The sequence below is a fragment of the Streptomyces sp. 150FB genome (assembly GCF_000818195.1).
GTDB lineage: Bacteria > Actinomycetota > Actinomycetes > Streptomycetales > Streptomycetaceae > Streptomyces.
Window position 1 is genome coordinate 732368 of the sequence record NZ_JTHL01000001.1, and the last position, 20703, is coordinate 753070.

The following is a 20703-nucleotide window of genomic DNA, read 5'->3' on the forward strand; positions in this document are numbered from 1 at the left end:
CCGTCGTCGGCGGCCCGGAACACCGCGGGGGCGCCGGGCCCCCAGTTGCCGGTCGTCGGCTCGTCGTTGACGATCCGGGCGAGCGACTGCGGTCCGTCCGCGCCGAAATGCTCCAGCAGCGCGGTCAACAGGCCGTCGTCGGCGCGCCCTTCGTCGTACGCGGTGAGGGCCGCCTTCGTCGCCTCACGTACGATCGCCGGCGCGCTGCCCCCGTCGCCCAGGACCCAGCCCCAGCCTCCGGTGAACAGGACCGTCCCATCGGCGTCCGCCCCGACGCCGATCGACCCGGTCCCCGCGATGACGCCGATCCCGGTGTCGAGGCCGGCCGCCGGGATCAGCAGGGCCGCGTCGTTGACGACCGCGGCGGGTACGCCGAGCGCCTCGACGGCCTCAGCGAGCCGGGCGCAGTGCTCCTGCGTGTCGCAGCCCTGCGCGCCGATCCCGAACGCGGCGATCTCGTCCCCTGCGGGCACCGCCCGCGTCAGGTGCTCGACCAGCCAGCGGGCGGCGTCCCCGACGGGGGACGCCTCCCAGCCCTCGGCCGGGTGGTGCGTGTCGGCGCGTACGACACCGTCGAGTGTCTCCACCCGTACGGCGAGCTTCGTACCGCCGACGTCGGCGCCGACGAGGACTCTCATACGGCCGGCCTCTCCGCCGCCACCTTGATGTCGGCGTTGTGGAACACGAACTCCTCGACGTCGACACCGCGCACTTCGGCGACGGCCTCGACCAGGATCTGCGCGACGAGGATCTCGATGACGGCGCGCTGCGCGGCCGGCAGCCGGGGCACCGGCACCCTGTGGAGCAGCGGGTCGTCGCCGTCGACCGGCTCGCCGGTGATCAGGATGACCCGGTGTCCGGAGTTGGCGAGGGTGCGGGCGATCGCGTGTTCCCGCTCGTCGCCGAAGAGGACATGGACGCCTCCGCCGGCCGACTCCATGGAGCCGTGCAGGTACTGCCGGGTGCTCATCCCCGTGGACGGGATCCGGGCGACCTCCCTGAAGAGCAGTGCGCTCTCCTCGGCGGAGCCGACCGCGGGTCCTGTGCCGACGAAGTCGGCCGAGGTCGCGTTCGCGAACAGCGGGGCCAGCGACCGCACGTGTTCCTGGATGTCCTGCTCGACGGTCGCGAACACCTCACCGAGGCGGGCCCATCCGTCGTCGATGCGGCCGCCGTTCCAGGCGTCGGCGAGTATCCCGAGTGCGGCGACCGTGGCCGTGTAGCCGATGGTCGACGCGTAACTGTCGGGGATGCTGCCGAGGCCGATGACTCCGGGCGCCACATCGGCGATGGGTGAGGGCACGACGTTGACGACGGCGTACCGCCGCTCCGCCTCCACCGACTCCAGCACGGCGAGTGTCTCGGCGCTCCGGCCGCTCTGCGAGACGCCGAACACCGGGTGTGAGCTGGCGGGGAACGGCAGCGGGTGGTCGCCGGCGCCGAGCCGCCACGAGTGGATCCCCCGGCTGCGCAGCTCCCAGACGGGGGCGCACGTGGCGGCCAGGCTCGCTCCGATGCCGACGAACACCGGGCCGGGGCCGGACAGCCGCCCCTCCCGCGCGAAGGACGACACCGATTCGCTCAGGCGTCTGATCGCGGCGCCGAGGGCCTCGGCCTGGGTCGACCGGGCCGCCGCGAAGGCGAGGAAGCTGTCACTCATTTCTGCTCCGTTGCGTCGAACGTCGGTGTGGTCGGATCCCACTGTTCCGGCATGGGCGGTACGAGTGGCGCTGTGCTCCCGATCGTCACCGGCGCTCCGAGGGCGGCCGACTCCTCGATCGCGAGCATGACGTCGAGCACGTGGTACGCGAGTTCGCCGCTCGCCCGGGGCCTGGTCCCTTCCCGGATGGCGCGCGCCATGTCCACCACTCCCACACCGCGGCTCCTCGGCACTCCGGCCGCCGGCACACTGTGCCAGGGCGCGTCGGCCTCGATGCCGGTCAGCAGCCGGGTCGGCCCGTCGAACCCGCTGACCGGGACCTCCATCGTGCCGTCGGCGCCGGTGATCTCGAAGAGCTGGCGGCGCACCGGCGAGTCGAAGCTGTAGACCGAGGTCCCGATCACACCGGACTCGAAGGTGGTGACCACACTGATGTGGGTGGGTACCTCCACCGGGAACGAGGTCCCCGCGTCGGGCCCTGAGCCGACGATCCGTTCGGCGCGCGGTATCTGGCCGAGGGCCGACACCGAGGCGATGGGGCCGAGCAGTTGCACCAGTGTGGTGACGTAGTAGGGACCGATGTCGAAGAGCGGACCGGCTCCCTTGGTGAACAGGAACTGCGGCCGGGGGTGCCACGCGTCGGGTCCCGGTCCCTGCATCAGTGTCAGTACCGTGCGCGGCTGACCGACGGCGCCCTCGGCGAGCAGCCGCTGGGAGGTCTGGATGCCGGGGCCGAGGATGGTGTCGGGTGCGTTGCCGACCACCACACCCGCCTCACGGGCGGCGTCGAGGACACCGCGCGCGGTGTCGCGGTCGAGGGTCAGCGGCTTCTCGCCCCAGACGTGCTTGCCCGCAGCGATGGCGGCGAGCGCGACCTCCGCGTGGGCCGCGGGAATCGTGAGGTTGACGACGAGGTCGACGTCGTCGCGGTTCAGCACCTCGTCCGTGCCGCCCCACACGGGGACGCCGTACGCCTCGGCCTGCGTACGGGCCCGCTCGGGGTCGAGGTCGGCGACAGCCGTGACGGCGATGTCGGGGCTGGCGGTGAGCATGCGGAGGTATTCGTCGGAGATGTTGCCCGCACCGACGATCGCCACCCGCGTCGGTCCTGTTGTGGCGCTCATGCGTTGACCTGCTTACGGAAGTAGGCGGCGTTGCTCTCGACGAGCGGGAACACGTCGCTGTGGTGGGCGACGACCTCGACGACCGGCATCTCGACGGAGGTGCCGAGCGCGAGGATCTCCCTCAGCCGGCCGGTTATGTCGACGCCGAGGACGGGGCGGTCGTTGCCCGGCTCGCGGTCCTGGACGACGTGCAGGAAGCGGACCCGGTCGCCGAGGCGCGGCAGCAGCTCGAAGACGTCGGCGCCGCCGACACTGGCCCAGTAGACGTCCACCTCCAGGACGACGGCGGGGTCGAGCAGGCTGACGAACAGGTCGTAGACGGGAACGCCGTCGACGTGCTGCGCGAACTCGAAGTCGTGGTTGTGATACCCGACCCGGATGCCGCGCTCGGCGGCGAGCGCCGCCGCGCCGTTGACGGCGGCGGCGAGTGCTTCCACGCCCGCGCGGTCGGCGATGGTCTTCGGGTCGACCATGGGGACGATCACGGTCTTGATGCCGAGCAGTTCGGCCGCGTCCAGGACGGCCTTCTGGTCGAGCCGGTTGATGGCGGCGTGAGCGGTGGCGGCGCGCAGTCCGCTGCGCCGCAGTGCGGCGGCGAGCCCGGCGGGGTCGCTGAGGATGTCGTAGGGCTCGACATGGGTGAAGCCCATGCCCGCCAGCCGCGCCAGTGTGCCGTCGAGCCGCGCTGGTCCGATGTCGTCGCGCACGCTGTAGAGCTGGATGCCCAGCGGGTGCTCGGTCGTCATGATCCGGCCTTTCCGTGGTCGTGTGAGTGCTCGCCGGGGTGGCAGTGGTGGCCGGCGGACGCCGGGATGTCCAGCGTCGGGTTGCGTCCGAAGAAGCCGTACGGCTTGAGGGCGAAGCCCGTGGTGTCCACCGGCATCACGGGCCAGTCCTCGGTCCGGGGGAAGTGGGTGAGCCCGAAGGTGTGCCACAGCACGATGTCGGTGTTGTCGATGTCACGGTCGGCGGCGGTCCAGGCCGGCAGTCCCGAGTCGCCGGGGTGCATGTTCACCAGGTCGCCCGCCGGGTAGTTCTCGTCCGGCGCGTAGGGCGTGACCCACAGGTGCTTGGTGGCGTACGTCGCCCGCCGGTGGATGTCGGACTCCTCGTCGGCCAGCAGGACGGGCCTGCCTTCGGGGTGGAGCATGTAACCCACCGGATTCCCGAGGCGGTTGGTCACCGAGGGGTTGGTGACCAGCCAGGACCGGTTACGCGCGTTGTCGGCGAGCCGCGCGGCGCCCGCCTCGGTGCGCAGCCGGGTGACCGTCTGGGTGAAGCCCGTACCGGTGGGGTTGAGCGGCCCCCGGGGTACGGCCGCCGCCTCCACCTCGTCCACGGCGTTGCCGGTGCCGTCGACCATCATGTCGAGGCGGGCGCTGAAGAGGTGCTGGTGGTAGGGGGCGCCGAGGCCGGGGGCGAGTTCGGAGGCGAAGGCGTAGCCGGGCCCCGGGTAGGCGGAGGTGAACACCACACCGGTCGCCTTGACTTCGAGCTCTATCGAGCCGTCGAGGGAGAAGTACCAGTAGAAGCCGTAGTCGTAGTTGCCGACGGTGGCGAAGAAGGAGACGACCAGCCGCCGGTTGCGGCGCGAGTCGACCGACCCGTTCCAGTTGTCGGTGTGTTTCCACAGGATCCCGGTGTCCTCCTCGTGGATACAGATCGCCTGCGGCACGACACGTACCTCGCCGTCGCTGTCGGCGAGCACGGCGTCCAGGTAGGTGATGTCACCGACGCAGTCGCAGCCGAGTTCGAGGGAGTTGGCGAATCCGCCGAGCAGGTACTCGCCGCAGTCGAAGAAGTTCTGGAACCACCGCTGCGGGCTCGGGTCGCCGTAGGGCACCATCATCTCGGCGAGGGAGGCGCGGTACAGCACGGGCCGCCGCCGTCCCGCGTCCTCGATGTGGACGTTGTGGAGCACCAGGCCCTCGCGCTGGTCGAAGCCCACCTGGAGGGACCAGCCGAGCCAGTTCAGCACACCGTCCTCGTCGATGGTGAAGCTCGGGCCCTCGGGCTGGGTGATCTCGATGGGATTCAGGCCGGCCCTCGGTGGCATGTCCACCCACGCGGGGTCGTGGAAGTTGCCGTCCTCGCCGGGCACCTGGAGGTCCGCGTGGTCGGTCACCTCGACCACCTCGCGGGTCACCACGTCCACCACGACCGTCACCCCGTCGACGGGGTGCGCCCAGCCGAGGTCGTCGGGGGTCTTCTGGAGGAAGGTGAAGCACCGCTGGAGCCGGCGTCCGCGCTCGTCGGGGGCCGGGGCCCCGGCGGACAGCGGGTTGACCCGGAGCTGCGAGACGTCGGTGAGGCCGCGCTTCGCCATGGCGGCGAGCCAGCGTTCGTCCTGGTGCACGACCTCCTCCACGAGGGAGAACTCAACCATCACGACCGGGACATGGCCCTCGGCCGCCGTGTCGATCTCGTGGTCGGAGACGATCCGGTCCTCCTCCGGGCACACCACGACGTCGTGCGAGACACCGGAACGCATGTCGATGAGCATCACCCTGAAGCGGCGCGGCGCGACCCGGCCCCCGAGGAGTTCACGCTTGTCCTGCTCGGCGAGGCCGAAGTACGAGACGTGGGTGTCGGGGCCGATGAGCCCCTCCCGCCGCAGCACGGCACGGCTCGCGGTGATCTCGTCCGGGCGCGGGGATGCGAGTGCGCGGGCTACGGACGGTGTGTCGTACGTCGGTGAGGTCACGAGGGCTCCACATCTTGGAGAGGTCCTGGGGCGCCGGGGCCCGGGCGGCACATGGCGGGCCGGAGCGGGGCGTCCGGGGTGCGAACGGGGTGCGGGAGCGGGGAACATGGCCGGCTCATGCGTCGGCGCTCCGGCTGAAGGACGTACGCAGCCGGTAGCGGTCGCCCGCGTAGCGGATGACCGACGAGAGCAGCGGTCTCTGCGTCCCGTCCCGGACGATCTGGCGCATGTCCAGTACGGGCGTGCCCACCTCGATGTCCAGGTGGCCGGCGAGTTCGGCGTCGGCCGGGCGCGCCTCGATCGTCGTGTCCGCCTGGGCGAGGTGGAAGCCGGATCCGGCGATGACGTCGTAGAGGGAGCGGGTCGAGAAGTCGACGCTGTCGAAGCCGACGGCGATGTCGGCGGGGACGAGGGACTCGTCCACGGCGATCGGCACCTCGTTCAGCATCCGCACCCGGTCCACGCGGTACAGCGGTGTGCCGGGGGCCATCTGGAACGCCTCGGCCTCGTCGTACGTGGAGGTGCCGAGCTCGCAGCGCAGCACCCGCGAGGTGGGCAGAAGACCCATCCGCCGTGCGGTCTCCGAGAAGGATTCCAGGGTGTTGGGCCACTCCTTGCGCTCGGCGCTGGTGACGTACCAGCCGCGCCCGTGGGCGGATCGCAGCACACCCTCCTCGACCAGGGTGGTCAGGGCCTTGCGGAGGGTCACCCGGGAGATGGCGAGCATCTGGCACAGTTCCCGCTCCGGCGGCAGCCGGGAGCCGGGGCTCACCTCGCCGCTGGCTATCCGTGCCCGCAGGACCGCCTTGGCCTGCATCCACAGCGGCTCGGGGTACTCGGAGGGCAGGACGGCCGGCGTCGTCCGTTCCGTGGTCATTCGGGTACCTGGACCGTTTCCCACGTCCCCGACCGCATGGATGCGTAACAGGCGTCGATGACGCGGTTGACGACGTATCCGTCCTCGAAGGTCTCCAGCGGTGTCTCGCCGCGTTCGAAGCACTCCACGAAGTGGCGCATCTCCTGGCTGAAGCCGTACGCGCGGGTCTCCTCGGGTACGGGGTAGACCCAGCCGGTGTCGGCGTCGGCCTTCTCCACGAGGTAGCCGGCGGAGTTCTCGATGAACCCCCACACCGGTGTGGAGGCGGTGTCGGTGACGAGCCGTCCGGCGCTTCCGACGATCTCGTGGCGGAGCTGCATGCCGCCCTTCTCGATCCACGAGGACTCGACGGTGGCGAGCTGGCCGCCGGCGAACTTGAGCAGCGCGATCGCGGTGTCCTCCCCCGTCGTCTTGTCGGCGTGCGCGAGGGTGGCGCCCCAGGCGAAGACCTCGACGATCTGGTTGTCCTTGCCGAAGAAGTGCCTGGCGGACTCGACGGTGTGACAGCCCATGTCGAGGAGCGCTCCGCCGCCGGCTGTCTCGGCGTCCCAGAAGTGCGGGGCGTGCGGGCCGGAGTGCGCTTCGCGGGCGCGCATGGTCAGTACGTCGCCGATCGCGCCGGCGGCGACCATCTCGTGGGCCTTGGCGATGTTGGGCGAGAAGACGGAACTCTCCGCGTAGCCGTGCCAGACGCCCGCCTCGCGGACGACACGGAGGATCTCGGCGGCCTCGGCGCCGGTGCGGGCCAGCGGCTTCGTGCAGACCACGCCCTTTCCGGCGGCGGCCGCGATCCGTACCGCTTCGAGGTGGGCCTCGTTCGGCAGGGCTATCACGACGAGGTCGACGGACGGGTCGGCGCAGAGTTCCGCGATGTCGCCGTACTGCCGGGCGTCCGGGGCCCACTGACGCGCGAACGCCTCGGCGCGCGCGGGGTCACGCGAGTAGTTGGCGACCAGTTCCGCGTTCCGTACGTCCGTGAGCGCGTCCGCGTACGTGTTGCCGATGAATCCCGAACCGATGAGACCGACGCCGATCACGCTGTCCTCTTCCTTTTCCTGTCCGTGCCGGCCGCGGTATGGGCGCGGCATGGGCTGGCTTCTCAGAATACCATGTGGTTTTACTTTGGTCTTGCATTGGTCTTATCCCAGGCTCGACGGGAGGGTCACTCCAGCAGGCGGTCGAAGGCGCGGTCCAGGTCGTGGTTGACCACCCGGCGCGCGGGGTCGGCGTCGTAGTGGGCCAGCACCTCGCGGGCGCCTTCGGCGAAGGACACGGCGGGTGCGAACCCCGGTACCAGCGACCGGAGTTTGGAGGTGTCGAAGAGCATCGAGTGCCGGAAGTCGTGCTCCAGGACGTCCCCCCAGTTGGGGAGTTCCACGGCGATCGACTCGCTGGAGCGGTGCCGCAGGACCGGGTTGCGGACACCGGCGGCGGCGGCCAGCGCCAGGTGGATCTGGTCCCAGGTGAGGATGTCGCCGCTGACCACGTTGACGCTCTCGCCCACCGCGTGGTCGTTGCCGAGCAGCGGGACGAACGCGTTCGCGAAGTCCCGGGAGTGCATCAGGGACCACAGCGAGGTGCCGTCGCCGTGCACCACGACGGGCCGGCCCGTCCGCATCCGCTCGATCGCGGTCCAGCCGGAGAGGATGGGGATCACGGTGCGGTCGTAGACGTGCGAGGGCCTGACGATCGTCAGGGGCAGGTCGGCAGCGCGGTACGCCTCTTCGAGGAAGACCTCGCAGGCGACCTTGTCACGCGGGTAACCGAAGACCGGCTGGCGGCGCGGGCTCGACTCCGTGACGGGCAACTGCGGTACGGGGCGCCCGAATACGGAACAGGTGCTGATGAAGACGTACTGCCCGGCGGAGCCGGTGAAGAACTCCGGGTGGCCCCGGAGGTCGTCAGGGGTGAAACCCACCCAGTTGACGACCGCGTCGAACTCCTCACGCCCGAGCACCGACCGGAGCTGGTCCGGGTCCTTGACGTCGGCGCGCAGCGCCCGTACGCCGGGTGCCACCGGCCGCGCGGGCTCGGAGCGCGTCACGACCGTGACGTCCATGCCGCGTGTCACGGCCTCGGCCGCGGCGGCCGAGCCGATCATTCCGGCGCCACCGAGAAAAAGTACCTTCATGACCGCTCCTCAGAGGACGCAGGTGTGATCGTGCCGCGGGAGAGTCCCCGGCCGACGAGATGGTCGTAACTGCGCCTGAGCGCTTCGAATGTGTCGATGTGCAGCCGTTCGAGTTCGACGATGTGCCACCGCAGTCCTGACGGGACGGTGAGGGTGCGCGTCCAGTCGATCCGGCCCTCGCCGACCGGCACCATGACGTCGTCCTCGTAGCTGATCGCGGGCCCGTCCTTGACATGGACGAACCGCACCCGCTCCCCCAGGCGCCCGACGACCTCGGCGGGGTCGGCGCCGCCCATCTCGGTCCAGTACGCGTCGAGTTCGATCACCACCCGGTCGTCGAGCAGCTCCAGGAGCAGGTCGTAGGCCTGCCGGCCGCCGAAGGACTGCGAGAACTCGGCGAAGTGGTTGTGGTACGCGATCCGCATGCCGCGCCCGGCGGCGCGCTCGGCGGCTTCGTTCACCCGCTCGACCCCGCGCCGGATCGTGTCCGGGGAGTCGAACTCCGCGCGCTCCATGCTCCACACCAGGACCTCGGCGCCCAGTTCCTCGTACCGATCGAGGATCGCCTCGGCGTCAGGACCGGCCGGGAAAGGGGCGTGGGCGCTGGTCAGGGTGAGTCCGGCCGAGGCGATGGCGGCCCTGACCCGCGCGGGTCCGAAGTGCTCGACCAGGCCGTAGGTCTCGATGCCCGCGTAACCGAGCGCGGCGATCCGGTCGAGTGTGCCCTCCAGGTCGGCCCTGGCCTGGTCGAGCACCGTGTACATCATGACGCCGATGCCGGCGACGCCGGTGTCAGCTCGCATGTGTCCTCCCTGAGTTGTCGGTCGGCCGGCCGGATACGCCGCCGGATACGTCCTGGTGGGCGGCCCAGCACAGCGCCTGGCGTACGAGGGCGCGCACCGGCGGCTCGCCCCAGGACCGCATGTCGTGGCCGAGCGCCAGATACACCACGCGCCCGGCCCCGGCCTCCCGGACGTACAGCACCGGGACGGTGGCGCCGTCGGGGCCACGGCCCCGGGCGAGGACGGTCACGGCGTCGTCGGCGAGCTCGATCTCCTCGTACTCGTCGAAGACGTCGAAGTCCGTGACACCGCGGGTGACCGGGTGGTCGGCGGTGATCTCGACGGTGTGACGCCCCTCGTGACCGCCGCCGTCCGGGAGCCGCCGGCTGCCGAGCAGCTCGAACAACGCCCGGTCGGCCGGGTCGAGTTCACCGTCCCTGTGGCGGAGGGTGTTGGCGTGATGCACGCCCACCAGACCCTTGCCCGAGGCGACGGCGGCGGCCAGCGCGCGCTGCTGGTGGGCGGCGAACTGCCCGCCCGCCGTGTAGAGGAGGTAGACGTCCGCCTCCGCCGTCTCCGGGCGCGGGTCGGCGAACCGGCCCGTACCCATCGCCTTGCGGGTGGCGAACCCGGCCTCGGTGCCGAGCTGTTGGAACACCTGGGCAGCGCTGAGGAGATCGTGACGGAGGTCGTCGCCGTTCACGACGACCATGGCTCTCGACGCCGGGGGGTGTGGCACGTTTCTCCTCTCGGGTGGTGCGGGCCCCGCCGCCCTCCGGCCTCCGGTGGTCGGCCGGGATCCGGAGGGAGGGGGCGGGGCGTCGTCGTGGACGCCGGGGCCGTACGCGGGTGTTGGCGCGCCGCGGGCCCCGTACGCGTCACACGGGCTTCAGCCGCAGTGCGACGACGGGGTTGGGAACCGGTGTGAAATAGGGGTTCTGCGGGGAGGGGAACCCGGTCGCCTTCACCGTGCTCCAGTTGCCGTAGCTGCCCCAGTAGAACATCGGGATCCACGGCAGGTTGTCGGCGAAGACCGTCTCCAGCTTGTCGAGGATCTGCTGCCGCTGCGCGTCCGTCGTCGCCTGCGGGTACTCCTTGAACAGGGCGGCGGCCTCGGGGTTCTTGAACCGCTGGATGTTCTGCTTCGACGGTGTGGCCTTGCCGATCGGGTAGACCAGGTTCGGGTTGATCGTGTCGTTGTAGTACGAGAAGGCACGCGGGGCCGAGTCCACGGGGTAGCCCATGGTGGAGTCGAATTCACCCCGCGCCGTGATGTCGCCGATGTCGGTGACGGTGGTGGTGTCGATGTTGAGCTTGATGCCGATGTCCTTGAGCTGCGAGACCAGGACCTGCACACGGGCCGCGATGTCCGTGTACGCCGAGGGGAAGCTGATGGAGAACTCCAGCCGCTTGCCGTCCTTGTGGTAGAAGCCGTCGCTCTCCTTCTTGTACCCGGCGTCCGTCAGTGTCTTGTGCGCCTTCGCCGTGTCCTGGGTGTAGTTGACGTTCCGGTAGGCCGGCGAGATCGACGAGGTGTAGGCGGGCATCGGGAGGCCGGTGACACTCGTCGCGGGCGGCGAGTCGCTCGCCGCGCCCACCTGCTTGCGGTTCACGCCGTAGCTGATGGCCTTGCGCACCTCGAGGTCGCTGAGCGGCCAGCGGGTCAGGTTGGGAATGAGCCCGTCGGTGCCGACGATCGGCGCCCAGTAGTTGTAGTGCTTGTTCCTGGCGAGGTACGTCTTCTCCGCGTTGGCGATATAGGTTCCGCCCCAGTCCGCCTGGCCCTGCACGAGTGCGTTGGTCATCGACTCGTTGTCCTTGAAGGCGACAAAACGCAGTGCGGCGATCTTCGCCTTCGGCTGCCAGTACTGCTCGTTGCGGACGAGCAGGAAGCTCTGCGCGGAGAAGGTGGAGAGCTTGAACGGGCCGGTGCCGACCGGGTTCTTGTCCGTGTACGTCGTCGGGTCCCCGGCCTTCGACCAGATGTGCTGGGAGACGATCGGCACCGACACGATGTTGGTGAAGTCCTGCTCCGACGGCGAGGCGAAGTCGAACACGACCTCCGTGGGACTGGTCGCGGTGACCGCGCTGAAGGTGACACCGAGGAGGTTGATCGCCGGGTACTTCTTCAGCATCTCGTAGGTGAACACCACGTCGTCGGCGGAGAACGCCGTGCCGTCCGTCCACTTCACACCGCTCTGGAGCTTGAGCGTCAGCTTCTTGTTGCCGTCCGACCAGGCCCAGGACTTCGCGAGCCAGGGGATGTCCTTACCGATGTCGACGGTGTTGATCTGGACGAGCGGCTCGTAGATGAACCCGCCCTGGCCCCGGGGGGCGTAGGTGAGTCCCTGGGCGGAGTTCGGCACGAACGGGTTGAAGACCTGGGTGAGGTTGTCGGACTGACCGGCGACCGTGAGGGTCGAGCTGTCCGAGCCGGCTCCGCCCCCCGACGGGGAACATCCGAAGAGGGCGACGCTTCCCGCGCCCGCGAGGGCGCCGGCGAGCAGACCTCGTCTCGTTATTCCGGACGCGATCAACGACTGTGTGGTGGTCACTGTGCATCTGCTCCTTGGTCGGAAGGGACAACGGAAGAAGATCCGGATCGACGGGCGGGACATCCAGGGACGCGACATCCACGGGCGGGACGGGCGGGGCGCCCGGGGGCTCGCCGGTTCACTGTGTGTTCGCCTCGGCGGGCGCCGGAGCGCCCGTGGTCAGGTCGGCGACTGCCTTGGTGTTCTCGGCCCGCCGGGCGCGCGCCTCGGCGTCGTCCGCGTACAGCCAGCACCGGGTGGTGTGCTCGCCGCCGAGCGGGAACGACGGCGGTACGTCGGTCTTGCACCGCTCCATCGCGAAGGGACAGCGCGGGTGGAAGCGGCAGCCCTTGGGCGGGTCGATGAGGCTGGGCGGCTGGCCGATGTCCCGGATCCGTCCGGCGCCGCCCCGGGACGGGTCGGGCGCCGAGGCGATCAGGAGCTGGGTGTACGGGTGCGCCGCCTCCTGCGTGACGGCTTCCGAGGGGCCGGTCTCGACGACCTCACCCGCGTACATCACCGCGGTGTCGGCGGCGAAGTAACGGGCCGAGGCGATGTCGTGGGTGACGTAGAGCATCGCCACATTGCGCTCCTCGGTGAGGCGGCGCAGCAGGTTGAGGATGCCCAGCCGGATCGAGACGTCCAGGCTCGACACGGGTTCGTCGGCGAGGAACACCTCGGGGCCGGCCGCCAGCGCACGGGCGATCGACAGGCGCTGGAGCTGGCCGCCGGAGAGTTCGTGCGGGTACTTCTCGGTGAACTGCCGGGGCGGCATGAGGTTGATCTGCGTCAGGAGGTCCTCGATGACCGCCTCCTGCTCCTTGCCGCGCTTTTCCGGCTGGTGGATGGAGACCGCCCGCTTGAGGGTGCCCGCGATCGTGGAGACCGGGTTGAACGACGAGAACGGGTCCTGGAGGATCAACTGGACCTTGCTGACGTACTCGCGGAACGCCCGTCCGCGCGGCGCCACCACGGGCTCGCCGTGGAGTCTCACCTCCCCGCTGGTGAGTGGGTGGAGCTGGGCGAGCAGCCGGGCCAGCGTCGACTTGCCGGAACCGGACTCACCGACAAGGGCGGTGATCCGTCCGGCGTACAGGCGCAGCGAGACGTTCTCGACGGCGTGCACGACACGCCGGCTGCCACCGCGCCGCAGACCGCCCCTGGCGGGGAAGTGCTTGGTCACGTCAACGGCTTCGAGCACCGGCTCGACCTCGGAGGGCCGGTCTGAGAGCCGGTCGCCGGGCCGGTCGGAGAGCTGGTCGCCGGGTCGTCCGGCAGGTCGGTCGGCGGGTCGTCCGGAGGGACCGGAGCTGGTCGGGCGGGCCTGGCCGCCGCTGGTCTTCTCGCCGCTCATAGCGTCTCACCCATCGCGAGTTCGTCCTGTTTCTTCGCCCCGTCCGCGTAGAGCAGGCAGGCGGCTTCCGACGGTCCGGCGCCCGGCTCCTGGATCCGGTAGAGCGCCGGCTCGGCCGACGAGCAGGCGTCGAACGCCAGCGGGCAGCGCGGGTTGAAGGCGCATCCGGTCGGCATCCGGAGCAGGTCGGGCGGTGAGCCGACGATCCCGGTGAGTTCCCGCTTGGGACCGCCGAGGGTGGGGAACGACGAGAGCAGGCCGCGGCTGTACGGGTGCCGGGGGTGGTGGTAGAAGTCCTCGGCCGCCGCCATCTCGACGATCTTCCCGCCGTACATCACGGCGATCGTGTCGGAGAGTTCGATCAGCAGCGACAGGTCGTGCGTGATGAAGACGACGGAGAAGCCGAGCTTGTCCTTCAGCTCCATGATCTTCTCGATGATCTGCCGCTGGATGACGACGTCGAGAGCGGTCGTCGGCTCGTCCATGACGATGATCTCGGGGTCGAGGGCCAGGCCCACGGCGATCATGGCGCGCTGGCGCATTCCGCCGGAGAGTTCGTGCGGGTAGGAGCCCGAGCGGTCGGCGGGGATCCCCACGATGCCGAGGAGTTCGACGACCCTGGCTGCGCGTTCCTGCACCGACATGCCGGGCCGGTGTGCTTTGAGTACGTCCTCGATCTGCGCGCCGACCCGCATGATCGGGTTCAGCGCGTGCATGGCCGACTGGAAGACGATCGACAGCTCTTCCCAGCGGAAGTCGCGCAGTTCGTCCTCGCCCATGGCGAGCACGTCGGTGGTGGAGCCGTCCGCCCGGGTGTAGACGATCTCGCCCTGGGATATCTCGGCCGGCGGCTTGTGCAGCCGTGTGATGGCGTACGCGAGGGTGGACTTGCCCGAACCGGACTCGCCGGCGATGCCGAGGACCTCACCGCGCCGCAGTGTGAACGAGACGTCGTTCACGGCCGGGACCCGGCTCTCGCCGTTGACGTACTCCACATGCAGGCCCCGGACGTCCAGCACCACATCGGTGCTGTCCGGTGTGAACGGTGCTCCGGCCGGCCGCGGTGCGACGGCCCCCCGGCGCTTCTTGCTCCGGCGCGGAGTCCGCCGCGCCACCTGCGCGCGCTGTGCCTTCTTCGTACCGATTCCGGCCTGGCGCAGCCGGGGGTTGATGAACTCGTCGATACCGAAGTTGACCAGCGAGAGCGCGGTGCCGAGCAGGGCGATCGCCAGGCCGGCGGGTACGAACCACCACCAGGCCCCGGTGAGCAGCGCGCTGTCCACCTGCGCCCAGTACAGGATCGTTCCCCAGGACCACTGCGTCACATCGGTGAGGCCGAGGAACGCCAGGCTCGCCTGGGTGAGGATCGCGGCGGCGACGGTGCCGAGGAACGAGGCGGCGATGACGGCGACCTGGTTCGGCAGGATGTCCCTGAGGATGATGCGCGAGGTCCGCTCGCCGGTGGCTCTGGCGGCCTCGACGAAGTCGCGCCTGCGCAGCGACAGCGTCTGGGCACGCAGCACCCGGGCGCCCCAGGCCCAGCCGGTGACGGAGATGACCAGGATGATCCCGAGCGACCCGCTGTGCGGCAGGTAGGCGGCGAGGATGATCGTCAGCGGCAGGCTGGGCAGTACGAGGAACACGTTCGCCAGCAGCGACAGGACCTCGTCGCTGACCCCGCCGAGGTATCCCGCCGTCACACCGACGAGGACCGACAGCAGGGTGGTCAGGATGGCGGAACCGAAGCCGACCAGCACCGAGGCGCGCGCTCCGTAGAGCATCTGGGACAGGATGTCCTGACCGTTCTGGGTGGTGCCGAGCCAGTGCGCGCCGGAGGGTCCCATGGTGGCGCTGTCACTGACCGAGGAGGGGTCGTACGGCGCGATCCAGGGGCCGATGAGCGCCAGTATCAGGAAGACCAGGGTGATGACCACGCCCGTACAGGTGAGGGGCGCGCGCAGCAGACGCAGCCAGACTCTGGCCTGTCCCCCGGAGGTCTCCGGGGGTGCCTCGGCCTCGGCAAGGGCGGCGGATTGCATGGCCATGATTCAGCTCTCCCTCGTCCTCGGGTCGAGGAACACGTAGGCGATGTCGGCGAGCAGGTTGGCTACGAGCACCAGAACGGTGATGAGCAGGAAGATGGCCGACATCAGCGGATAGTCGGCAGCCTGGGCGGCTTTGAAGAGCACGGTGCCGATGCCGGGGTAGTTGAAGACGACCTCGGTGACGATGGAGCCGCCGATGACGAACCCGAGGGACATGGCGAAGCCGGAGAGGGAGGGCAGCATCGCGTTGCGGGCCGCGTAGTTGTACATGACGCGGCGCTTGGAGAGTCCCTTGGCCTCGGCGAGCCGTACGTAGTCCTCGCTCAGGGTCGTGACCATCATGTTGCGCATACTGATCAGCCAGCCGCCGACGGAGGCGACGACGATGGTCGTGGCCGGCAGGATCGCGTAGTAGAGCGCGCTGGAGATGAATCCACCGGAGAAACCGATCGTCTCCGTCACCGCGTAACCGCCGGACAGCGGGAACCACTTGAGGGTGATCGCGAAGATCAGCACGATGATGATCGCGAACCAGAAGTAGGGGATCGACGACAGGAACGTGGTGGCGGGTACGAGCGAGTCGAGCCAGGTCCCGCGCTTCCAGCCGGCGAGGATGCCGAGGCCGGTGCCGATGACGAACCCGAGGATCGTGCAGGCCGTGATGAGGATGAGCGTCCAGAACATGCTCTGGCCGAGTACGGTGCTCACCTTCGACGGGTAGTAGGCGTAGGAGATGCCGAAGTCGCCGGTGAACACGCTGTGCCAGTAACTCAGGTACTGGCTCCAGAGGCTGGTGTCCTTCTGACCGAAGAGCACACGCAGCGCCTGGATCGCCGACGGGCTGAGCTTGCCGTGGAACTGGTTGATCAGGTTGTCGGCGGGGTTGCCGGGCATGATGCGCGGGATGACGAAGTTGAGGCTGAGCGCGGCCCACGCCGTCAAAAGGTAGAGGCCGAGTTTTCTGAGCACGGTACGCATCGGTCAGTTTCCTTCCCCGGCGGACACGGAGGCGTCGCCGCGGGTCACGTGGGTGACCGGGGTCATGACGCGACCCCCTGGACTTCGAGTCGGTTCACCCAGCGGGCCGCCCGCCGGATCAGCAGGCGTACGGCGGGCTCGGCCCAGATCCGCATGTCGTGGCCCAACTGGACGTAGCAGACACGTCCCTTGCCGAACTCGCTGACGTGGACGAGGGGTTGGGCATCGCGTACACCGTGCGCACCCTCGGTGGCGTACGCACCCTCGGCGGCCCCGCGCCGGGCGACGACCTCCGCGTGGTCCTCCACCGCGAGCGCGTAGTGCTCGTGTGTCACCTCGAACGGCGCGATTCCCGCCGTCAGTTCATGGCCGGGGTCGGGAAACACACTGAATCTGCTCTCGTGCGGCGCCGGTCCGTGGGACACGTACCGGCTTCCGATCAGCTCGCTGAGCAGCCGGTCGGCCTCGTCGGGATCCCCGGGCGGGGAGGCCGGTACGTTGGTCGCGTGGAAGGCGAGGAGCCCCGCGCCGGCGCCGACCGCGTTCCTCAGTCCACGCCGCTGTGACGCGGTGAACTCTCCGAGCGCGGTGCACAGGACGATCAGGTCGTCGTCCACCGCGTGGTCGAACCGGCCCATGCCCAGGCCCGTACGTGTCACAAAGCCTTCGTCCGTCAGTACGGCGCGCAGTTCGGACGCCGCGGTGAACAGATCCTCGAAGACGTCGTCGCCGTTGACCACGACGAGCGCGGTCGGGCCGTGGTGGTCGGGTGGGGCATGGTTTTCCGGTATGCGCATCGCGGCGGCTCGATTCAGTAGGTGGAGTGCAGTTCGCCGGTGGGGCTCCAGAAGCCTTCGTCACGACCGCTGAGCAAGGCGTTGTCGAGACGGTCCAGCGGCAGCGGGACACGGCGCCGCGACCGGCTGCTTTCATAGGTCGCGAAGATCAGTTCGGCGCCGCGCAGTGCGTGCTCGGCGCTCAGGACCGCCCGGGCGCCGGTCCGCAGGCCCTCGACGAGATCGCGGATCGCCTCGGCGGTGCCGGCGACGATGGCCGGGTCGACGCCCCGGTCCCAGCCGGCGGAGTCCCTGTCGTAGGGGGATTCCATGACGAGGTCGGGCGCGCCGAAGCGCCGTACGACACAGCGTTCGCCGCTGATGAGGGCCCGGCCCCCGGTGCCCTGGACGATCAGCCCGAGGTTGTTCTCCAGGTTGAGGACGGGCGTCTGCGGTTCGCGCCCGGTGGCGACGACGGCGGTGACACCGTCCGGCCAGGCGATCTGGGTCAGCGAGGCCGTCTCGACGAACACACCGTAGACGTACCGGTCGAGTGTCACGTCGATCTGGCCCGTCACCCAGCTCGGCGCGGTGTCGCCCCGGTGGAAGAGGATGAGGTCGAGGATGTGGGATCCCCAGTCGAAGAGGTTCGGGCAGTACCCCTCGATCGTGACCACGTCGCCGATCGCGCCGGCCTCGATCTGTTCGCGTGCGAAGCGCTGGAGCGGGTCGAAGCGACGCTGGAGGTTGAAGGTCAGCCGTACCCTGGCGTCGGCGGCGGTGGCCGCCATCGCCAGGGCGTCGCCGTACGAGAGCGCCACCGGCTTCTCGCAGTGGATGGCGCGGACACCCGCCGCCGTCGCGGCCTCCACGACCTCCCGGTGCGATGCGGGCGGTGTGCACACGCTCACAATGTCGGGCTTGTTCGCTTCCAGCAGCTCGTGGTAGTCCTGGTAGACGCGCGGTATACCCAGTTCTTCCGCCAGTTCCCCGCCTGCCCGCTCGTTCACATCGGCGAGCGCGACGGTCGAAACACCGGGCGCGGCACGGTATCCGAGCCCATGTACGCGGCCTTGCGAGCCCGCACCGATGACCGCCGCCGAGAGTGACGTCATCCTCTCCTCCTCGCCTATGCCAAACAGATACCACTTGCGGCCAGTTTAAGACGAACGACGTTCCTGTCTAGAGGCTGAACACAACTGTCCTGGAAAGAAAACGGGACATCACCACCAAGTGCCCAGTTGAGAGCCCTCCGTGAGGTCTCAGAATTGCTGGATGGGGTGATACGGACAACGACTCCACCATGTACCACATAGGACCACTGGGGCTACACTGACGCGGCCTCCAGGACACCTGACCGGTGGCTCTCGACCGACGTTCGGACAGGAGATACGTATGAAGGTCAGCCAACTCGTCGCGCCCCGTACCTTTGAGGTCGTCGATGACGACGACCCGGTGCCCGGCGAGGACCAGGTCCTCGTCGACGTCGTGGTGTGCGGAGTGTGTACGTCGGACATGGGCCCGTGGCTCGGACACGACCCGGCCCGGCCGCCCGTGCGGCTGGGGCACGAGATGGTCGGCCGTGTGGTCTCCACGGGGCGGGACGCGAACCGCTGGGCGCCGGGCGACCTGGTGACCGGGCTCGGCGGCGACGGGTTCGCGACGCTCGCCGTGATGGACGCCAACGCGATCCTCCCGGTCCCGGCTGGCGTCGAGCCCGCCCACGCTCTCGGCGAGCCGGTCGCGGTACTGGAGGAATCCCTGTCCCGTACGGGGATGCGCGCGGGCGACCGGGTCGCGGTCGTCGGGCTGGGCTTCATGGGACTGGGGCTGATCCAGCTCGCCAAGCGGCGCGCGCCCGGGCTGCTGGTGGGCGTCGACCCGGACCCGGCGCGCCGGCAACGGGCGCTCACGATGGGCGCCGACCTGGTCTTCGCCCCCGACGAACTGCCGGAGGAGTACCGGACGGCGACGAGCCGGGCGGACGAGGCGCGGCTCGACCTCGTACTGGAGGCGACGGGCGCGACCGGTGGGCTGAAGACGGCCGGCAGCCTGGTCCGGCCGTTCGGGACGCTGTGTGTGGTGGGTTACCACCACACCGGCGACGCGATGATGGACATGGACCTCTGGTACAAGGGCGTCACGGTCGTCAACGGGTTCTGCCCGGACCGGACACGGGTGGTGGGCGCCATGGCCGAAGCCCTGGACCTCATCGCGCGGCGGCGCTTCAGCTACGCGCCCCTGGTCACCCACCGCTTCGGGCTGGACCAGCTCGGCGACGCGTTCCGCGCGATGGAGGAGAGCCGTCCGGACTTCGTCAAGGGTGTGCTCGTTCTCTGACGTCGGCCACGGGTACGGCGGTGGCTGCCGCGGCTCCGGTTCCGGCTGCGGCTCCGGACGGCCTCACCCCGGCCCGGCCCGACACGTATTCGGGCCGGGCCGGGCCGCAGGGCGTTGTCAGCCGTACGAGCGGGCGAACGACGTGCGTAGACGGTAGCGGTCCCCCGCGTACCGGATCGTCGAGGCGAACAGCGGCTCCTGCTCGGCGTTCAGCGCGATCTGGCGCATCACGAGCAGCGGGTCGCCCGCCGCCACATCGAGGTGTCCGGCCGCACGGTCGTCGGCCTTCACCGCTTCGATGGTGCTGTCGGCCCGCACCGGCTCGACCCCGGCCTCGGCGAGCGTGGTGTACAGCGAGCGGGTGCTGAAGTCGACCTTCTCGATGCCGGGGACGAGCGCCAGCGGGACCCGGCTCAGATCGAGCGCGATGGGCACACCGTCCAGCAGCCGGACCCGCTCCAGGCGGAACAGCGGGGTCCCTGGGGCGATCCCCAGCGGCTCGGCCTCGTCGATGGTGGCCGGACCCGCGCCCGCCTCCAGCACCGTGGAGTGCGGGTTCAGGCCCATCCGGGCCGCCGTCTCGCTGAACGACTCCAGATTGTTGGGCCATTCCTTCTTCGGTACGGCCTGCGTGACGTACCAGCCACGGCCGTGAGAAGCGCTGAGCACACCCTCGTCGACCAGGTGCACCAGCGCTTTGCGCAGGGTGACCCGGCTGATGCCGAGTTGCCGGCACAGCTCACGCTCGGGTGCGAGCCGCATGCCCGGCTTCAGGATTCCCTTCTCGATCTCCCCCCGGATCAGGTTGACGGCCTGGATCCACAGGGGTTCGGGATATCCGGGCAGGATGGCGCCGACGACCTCGCGAGAATCATTCATACGTGAGGACCCCGTAATGGTCTGCTCGCACCATTGAGCATGGTTCGATCGTCATCCCTTCGAAGGCCCCGCGCCCGGCGGAACCGCAGGTTGAGCAGCCACGCACTTCGCTCAACCTGACGGGCGATCTGAAGTGCTCAGGGCCTGTCACGACACGGACGGCCGCTGCTGATGGACACCAGCGATCAGGATAGCTTTCCGGCCGTGGATCTGGCCAGGAGCCCACTCCCCGGCTCCGAGGGGGCCCCAGCACCACCCCGGGCCGGGTTCCAGGCCTCCTGACACCGCCATGGCCCGTCGGCAGACTCGTTGATGTCAGCGAGTCACCGGCGATGCCGGCTCGTACCAGCCGTACGACGCGCACACCCACGGGGAGTCAGCCATGGCACAACACAACGGAACCGGCCCGTCGAGGCGGACCCTCATGCGGGCGGTGACCTCGGCCGCCGCGGTGGGCGGGGCGCTCAGCCCGGGCGGCGGCGCTGCCTGGGCGAAGGCGGCTCCCACCGCCGGCCGGGG

18 protein-coding genes and 1 pseudogene are annotated in these 20703 nt (G+C 69.7%); 1 reads left to right on the plus strand and 18 read right to left on the minus strand.

What is annotated here, in order from left to right; all coding sequences use genetic code 11:
* The 17 genes and pseudogenes from QR77_RS03035 to QR77_RS03110 form a co-directional block, all read right to left on the minus strand.
* Positions 1–638, minus strand: a 638-nt coding sequence (locus QR77_RS03035) for a BadF/BadG/BcrA/BcrD ATPase family protein (protein WP_040027206.1), incomplete at its 3' end; no start/stop codon positions are given.
* The gene (locus QR77_RS03040; protein WP_040019523.1) at positions 635–1660 is read right to left on the minus strand and encodes a hypothetical protein; all 1026 of its coding nucleotides are present in this window, start codon (positions 1658–1660) and stop codon (positions 635–637) included. The genes QR77_RS03035 and QR77_RS03040, both read right to left, overlap by 4 nt.
* The gene (locus QR77_RS03045) at positions 1657–2784 is read right to left on the minus strand and encodes a Gfo/Idh/MocA family oxidoreductase (protein ID WP_040019524.1); all 1128 of its coding nucleotides are present in this window, start codon (positions 2782–2784) and stop codon (positions 1657–1659) included. The genes QR77_RS03040 and QR77_RS03045 overlap by 4 nt, the downstream gene beginning before the upstream one ends.
* A complete protein-coding gene (locus QR77_RS03050; protein ID WP_040019526.1) occupies positions 2781–3530 on the minus strand; it encodes a TIM barrel protein in 750 nt (249 codons plus the stop codon). Before QR77_RS03050 ends, QR77_RS03045 begins: the two co-directional genes overlap by 4 nt.
* A complete protein-coding gene (locus QR77_RS03055) occupies positions 3527–5488 on the minus strand; it encodes a primary-amine oxidase (protein ID WP_040019527.1) in 1962 nt (653 codons plus the stop codon). Before QR77_RS03055 ends, QR77_RS03050 begins: the two co-directional genes overlap by 4 nt.
* Before the next feature lie 115 nt (positions 5489–5603).
* The gene (locus tag QR77_RS03060) at positions 5604–6365 is read right to left on the minus strand and encodes a GntR family transcriptional regulator (RefSeq protein WP_040019528.1); all 762 of its coding nucleotides are present in this window, start codon (positions 6363–6365) and stop codon (positions 5604–5606) included.
* Positions 6362–7453 carry a Gfo/Idh/MocA family oxidoreductase gene (locus tag QR77_RS03065; protein ID WP_201778786.1) on the minus strand — a complete coding sequence of 364 codons (1092 nt, stop codon included), beginning with the start codon at positions 7451–7453 and terminating at the stop codon, positions 6362–6364. Before QR77_RS03065 ends, QR77_RS03060 begins: the two co-directional genes overlap by 4 nt.
* A gap of 74 nt (positions 7454–7527) precedes the next feature.
* Positions 7528–8496, minus strand: a complete 969-nt coding sequence (locus tag QR77_RS03070; RefSeq protein WP_040019530.1) for an NAD-dependent epimerase/dehydratase family protein — start codon at positions 8494–8496, stop codon at positions 7528–7530.
* Entirely contained in the window at positions 8493–9299 is an 807-nt protein-coding gene (locus tag QR77_RS03075; protein WP_201778787.1) for a sugar phosphate isomerase/epimerase, read from the minus strand. Before QR77_RS03075 ends, QR77_RS03070 begins: the two co-directional genes overlap by 4 nt.
* Positions 9289–10017 carry a ThuA domain-containing protein gene (locus tag QR77_RS03080; RefSeq protein ID WP_201778788.1) on the minus strand — a complete coding sequence of 243 codons (729 nt, stop codon included), beginning with the start codon at positions 10015–10017 and terminating at the stop codon, positions 9289–9291. The genes QR77_RS03075 and QR77_RS03080 overlap by 11 nt, the downstream gene beginning before the upstream one ends.
* 139 nt (positions 10018–10156) lie before the next feature.
* Positions 10157–11833, minus strand: coding sequence for an ABC transporter substrate-binding protein (locus QR77_RS03085; RefSeq protein WP_201778789.1), 1677 nt, complete (start codon positions 11831–11833; stop codon positions 10157–10159).
* Positions 11834–11951: 118 nt separating this feature from the next.
* Entirely contained in the window at positions 11952–13166 is a 1215-nt protein-coding gene (locus QR77_RS03090; RefSeq protein WP_078876460.1) for an ABC transporter ATP-binding protein, read from the minus strand.
* On the minus strand, positions 13163–14188 hold the full coding sequence (locus QR77_RS47695; protein ID WP_236711043.1) for an ABC transporter ATP-binding protein: 1026 nt from the start codon (positions 14186–14188) through the stop codon (positions 13163–13165). The genes QR77_RS03090 and QR77_RS47695 overlap by 4 nt, the downstream gene beginning before the upstream one ends.
* Before the next feature lie 141 nt (positions 14189–14329).
* Positions 14330–15211: pseudogene (locus QR77_RS47700) on the minus strand (ABC transporter permease); the annotation flags it as partial.
* Between the two features lie 3 nt (positions 15212–15214).
* On the minus strand, positions 15215–16189 hold the full coding sequence (locus QR77_RS03100; RefSeq protein WP_040019533.1) for an ABC transporter permease: 975 nt from the start codon (positions 16187–16189) through the stop codon (positions 15215–15217).
* Positions 16190–16251: 62 nt separating this feature from the next.
* On the minus strand, positions 16252–16986 hold the full coding sequence (locus QR77_RS03105) for a ThuA domain-containing protein (RefSeq protein ID WP_052488498.1): 735 nt from the start codon (positions 16984–16986) through the stop codon (positions 16252–16254).
* A 14-nt stretch (positions 16987–17000) separates the two neighbouring features.
* On the minus strand, positions 17001–18080 hold the full coding sequence (locus QR77_RS03110) for a Gfo/Idh/MocA family oxidoreductase (RefSeq protein WP_040019534.1): 1080 nt from the start codon (positions 18078–18080) through the stop codon (positions 17001–17003).
* 280 nt (positions 18081–18360) lie between these two features.
* Between QR77_RS03110 and QR77_RS03115 the strand changes: the two genes are divergently transcribed.
* The gene (locus QR77_RS03115) at positions 18361–19305 is read left to right on the plus strand and encodes a zinc-binding dehydrogenase (protein ID WP_040019535.1); all 945 of its coding nucleotides are present in this window, start codon (positions 18361–18363) and stop codon (positions 19303–19305) included.
* A gap of 117 nt (positions 19306–19422) precedes the next feature.
* On the opposite strand, the gene QR77_RS03120 is transcribed toward QR77_RS03115, so the two are convergent.
* Positions 19423–20184, minus strand: coding sequence for a GntR family transcriptional regulator (locus tag QR77_RS03120; RefSeq protein ID WP_040019536.1), 762 nt, complete (start codon positions 20182–20184; stop codon positions 19423–19425).
* Positions 20185–20703: the final 519 nt, after the last annotated feature.

Bases quoted from the DNA above. Each gene is read 5' to 3' on its own strand.
- QR77_RS03110 (WP_040019534.1), bottom strand. From the start codon at position 18,080: ATGACGTCACTCTCGGCGGCGGTCATCGGTGCGGGCTCGCAAGGCCGC.
- QR77_RS03050 (WP_040019526.1), bottom strand. From the start codon at position 3,530: ATGACGACCGAGCACCCGCTGGGCATCCAGCTCTACAGCGTGCGCGAC.
- QR77_RS03075 (WP_201778787.1), bottom strand. From the start codon at position 9,299: ATGCGAGCTGACACCGGCGTCGCCGGCATCGGCGTCATGATGTACACG.
- QR77_RS03060 (WP_040019528.1), bottom strand. From the start codon at position 6,365: ATGACCACGGAACGGACGACGCCGGCCGTCCTGCCCTCCGAGTACCCC.
- QR77_RS03040 (WP_040019523.1), bottom strand. From the start codon at position 1,660: ATGAGTGACAGCTTCCTCGCCTTCGCGGCGGCCCGGTCGACCCAGGCC.
- QR77_RS03090 (WP_078876460.1), bottom strand. From the start codon at position 13,166: ATGAGCGGCGAGAAGACCAGCGGCGGCCAGGCCCGCCCGACCAGCTCC.
- QR77_RS03120 (WP_040019536.1), bottom strand. From the start codon at position 20,184: ATGAATGATTCTCGCGAGGTCGTCGGCGCCATCCTGCCCGGATATCCC.
- QR77_RS03045 (WP_040019524.1), bottom strand. From the start codon at position 2,784: ATGAGCGCCACAACAGGACCGACGCGGGTGGCGATCGTCGGTGCGGGC.
- QR77_RS03115 (WP_040019535.1), top strand. From the start codon at position 18,361: ATGAAGGTCAGCCAACTCGTCGCGCCCCGTACCTTTGAGGTCGTCGAT.
- QR77_RS03065 (WP_201778786.1), bottom strand. From the start codon at position 7,453: ATGCCGCGCCCATACCGCGGCCGGCACGGACAGGAAAAGGAAGAGGAC.
- QR77_RS03070 (WP_040019530.1), bottom strand. From the start codon at position 8,496: ATGAAGGTACTTTTTCTCGGTGGCGCCGGAATGATCGGCTCGGCCGCC.
- QR77_RS03100 (WP_040019533.1), bottom strand. From the start codon at position 16,189: ATGCGTACCGTGCTCAGAAAACTCGGCCTCTACCTTTTGACGGCGTGG.
- QR77_RS03105 (WP_052488498.1), bottom strand. From the start codon at position 16,986: ATGCGCATACCGGAAAACCATGCCCCACCCGACCACCACGGCCCGACC.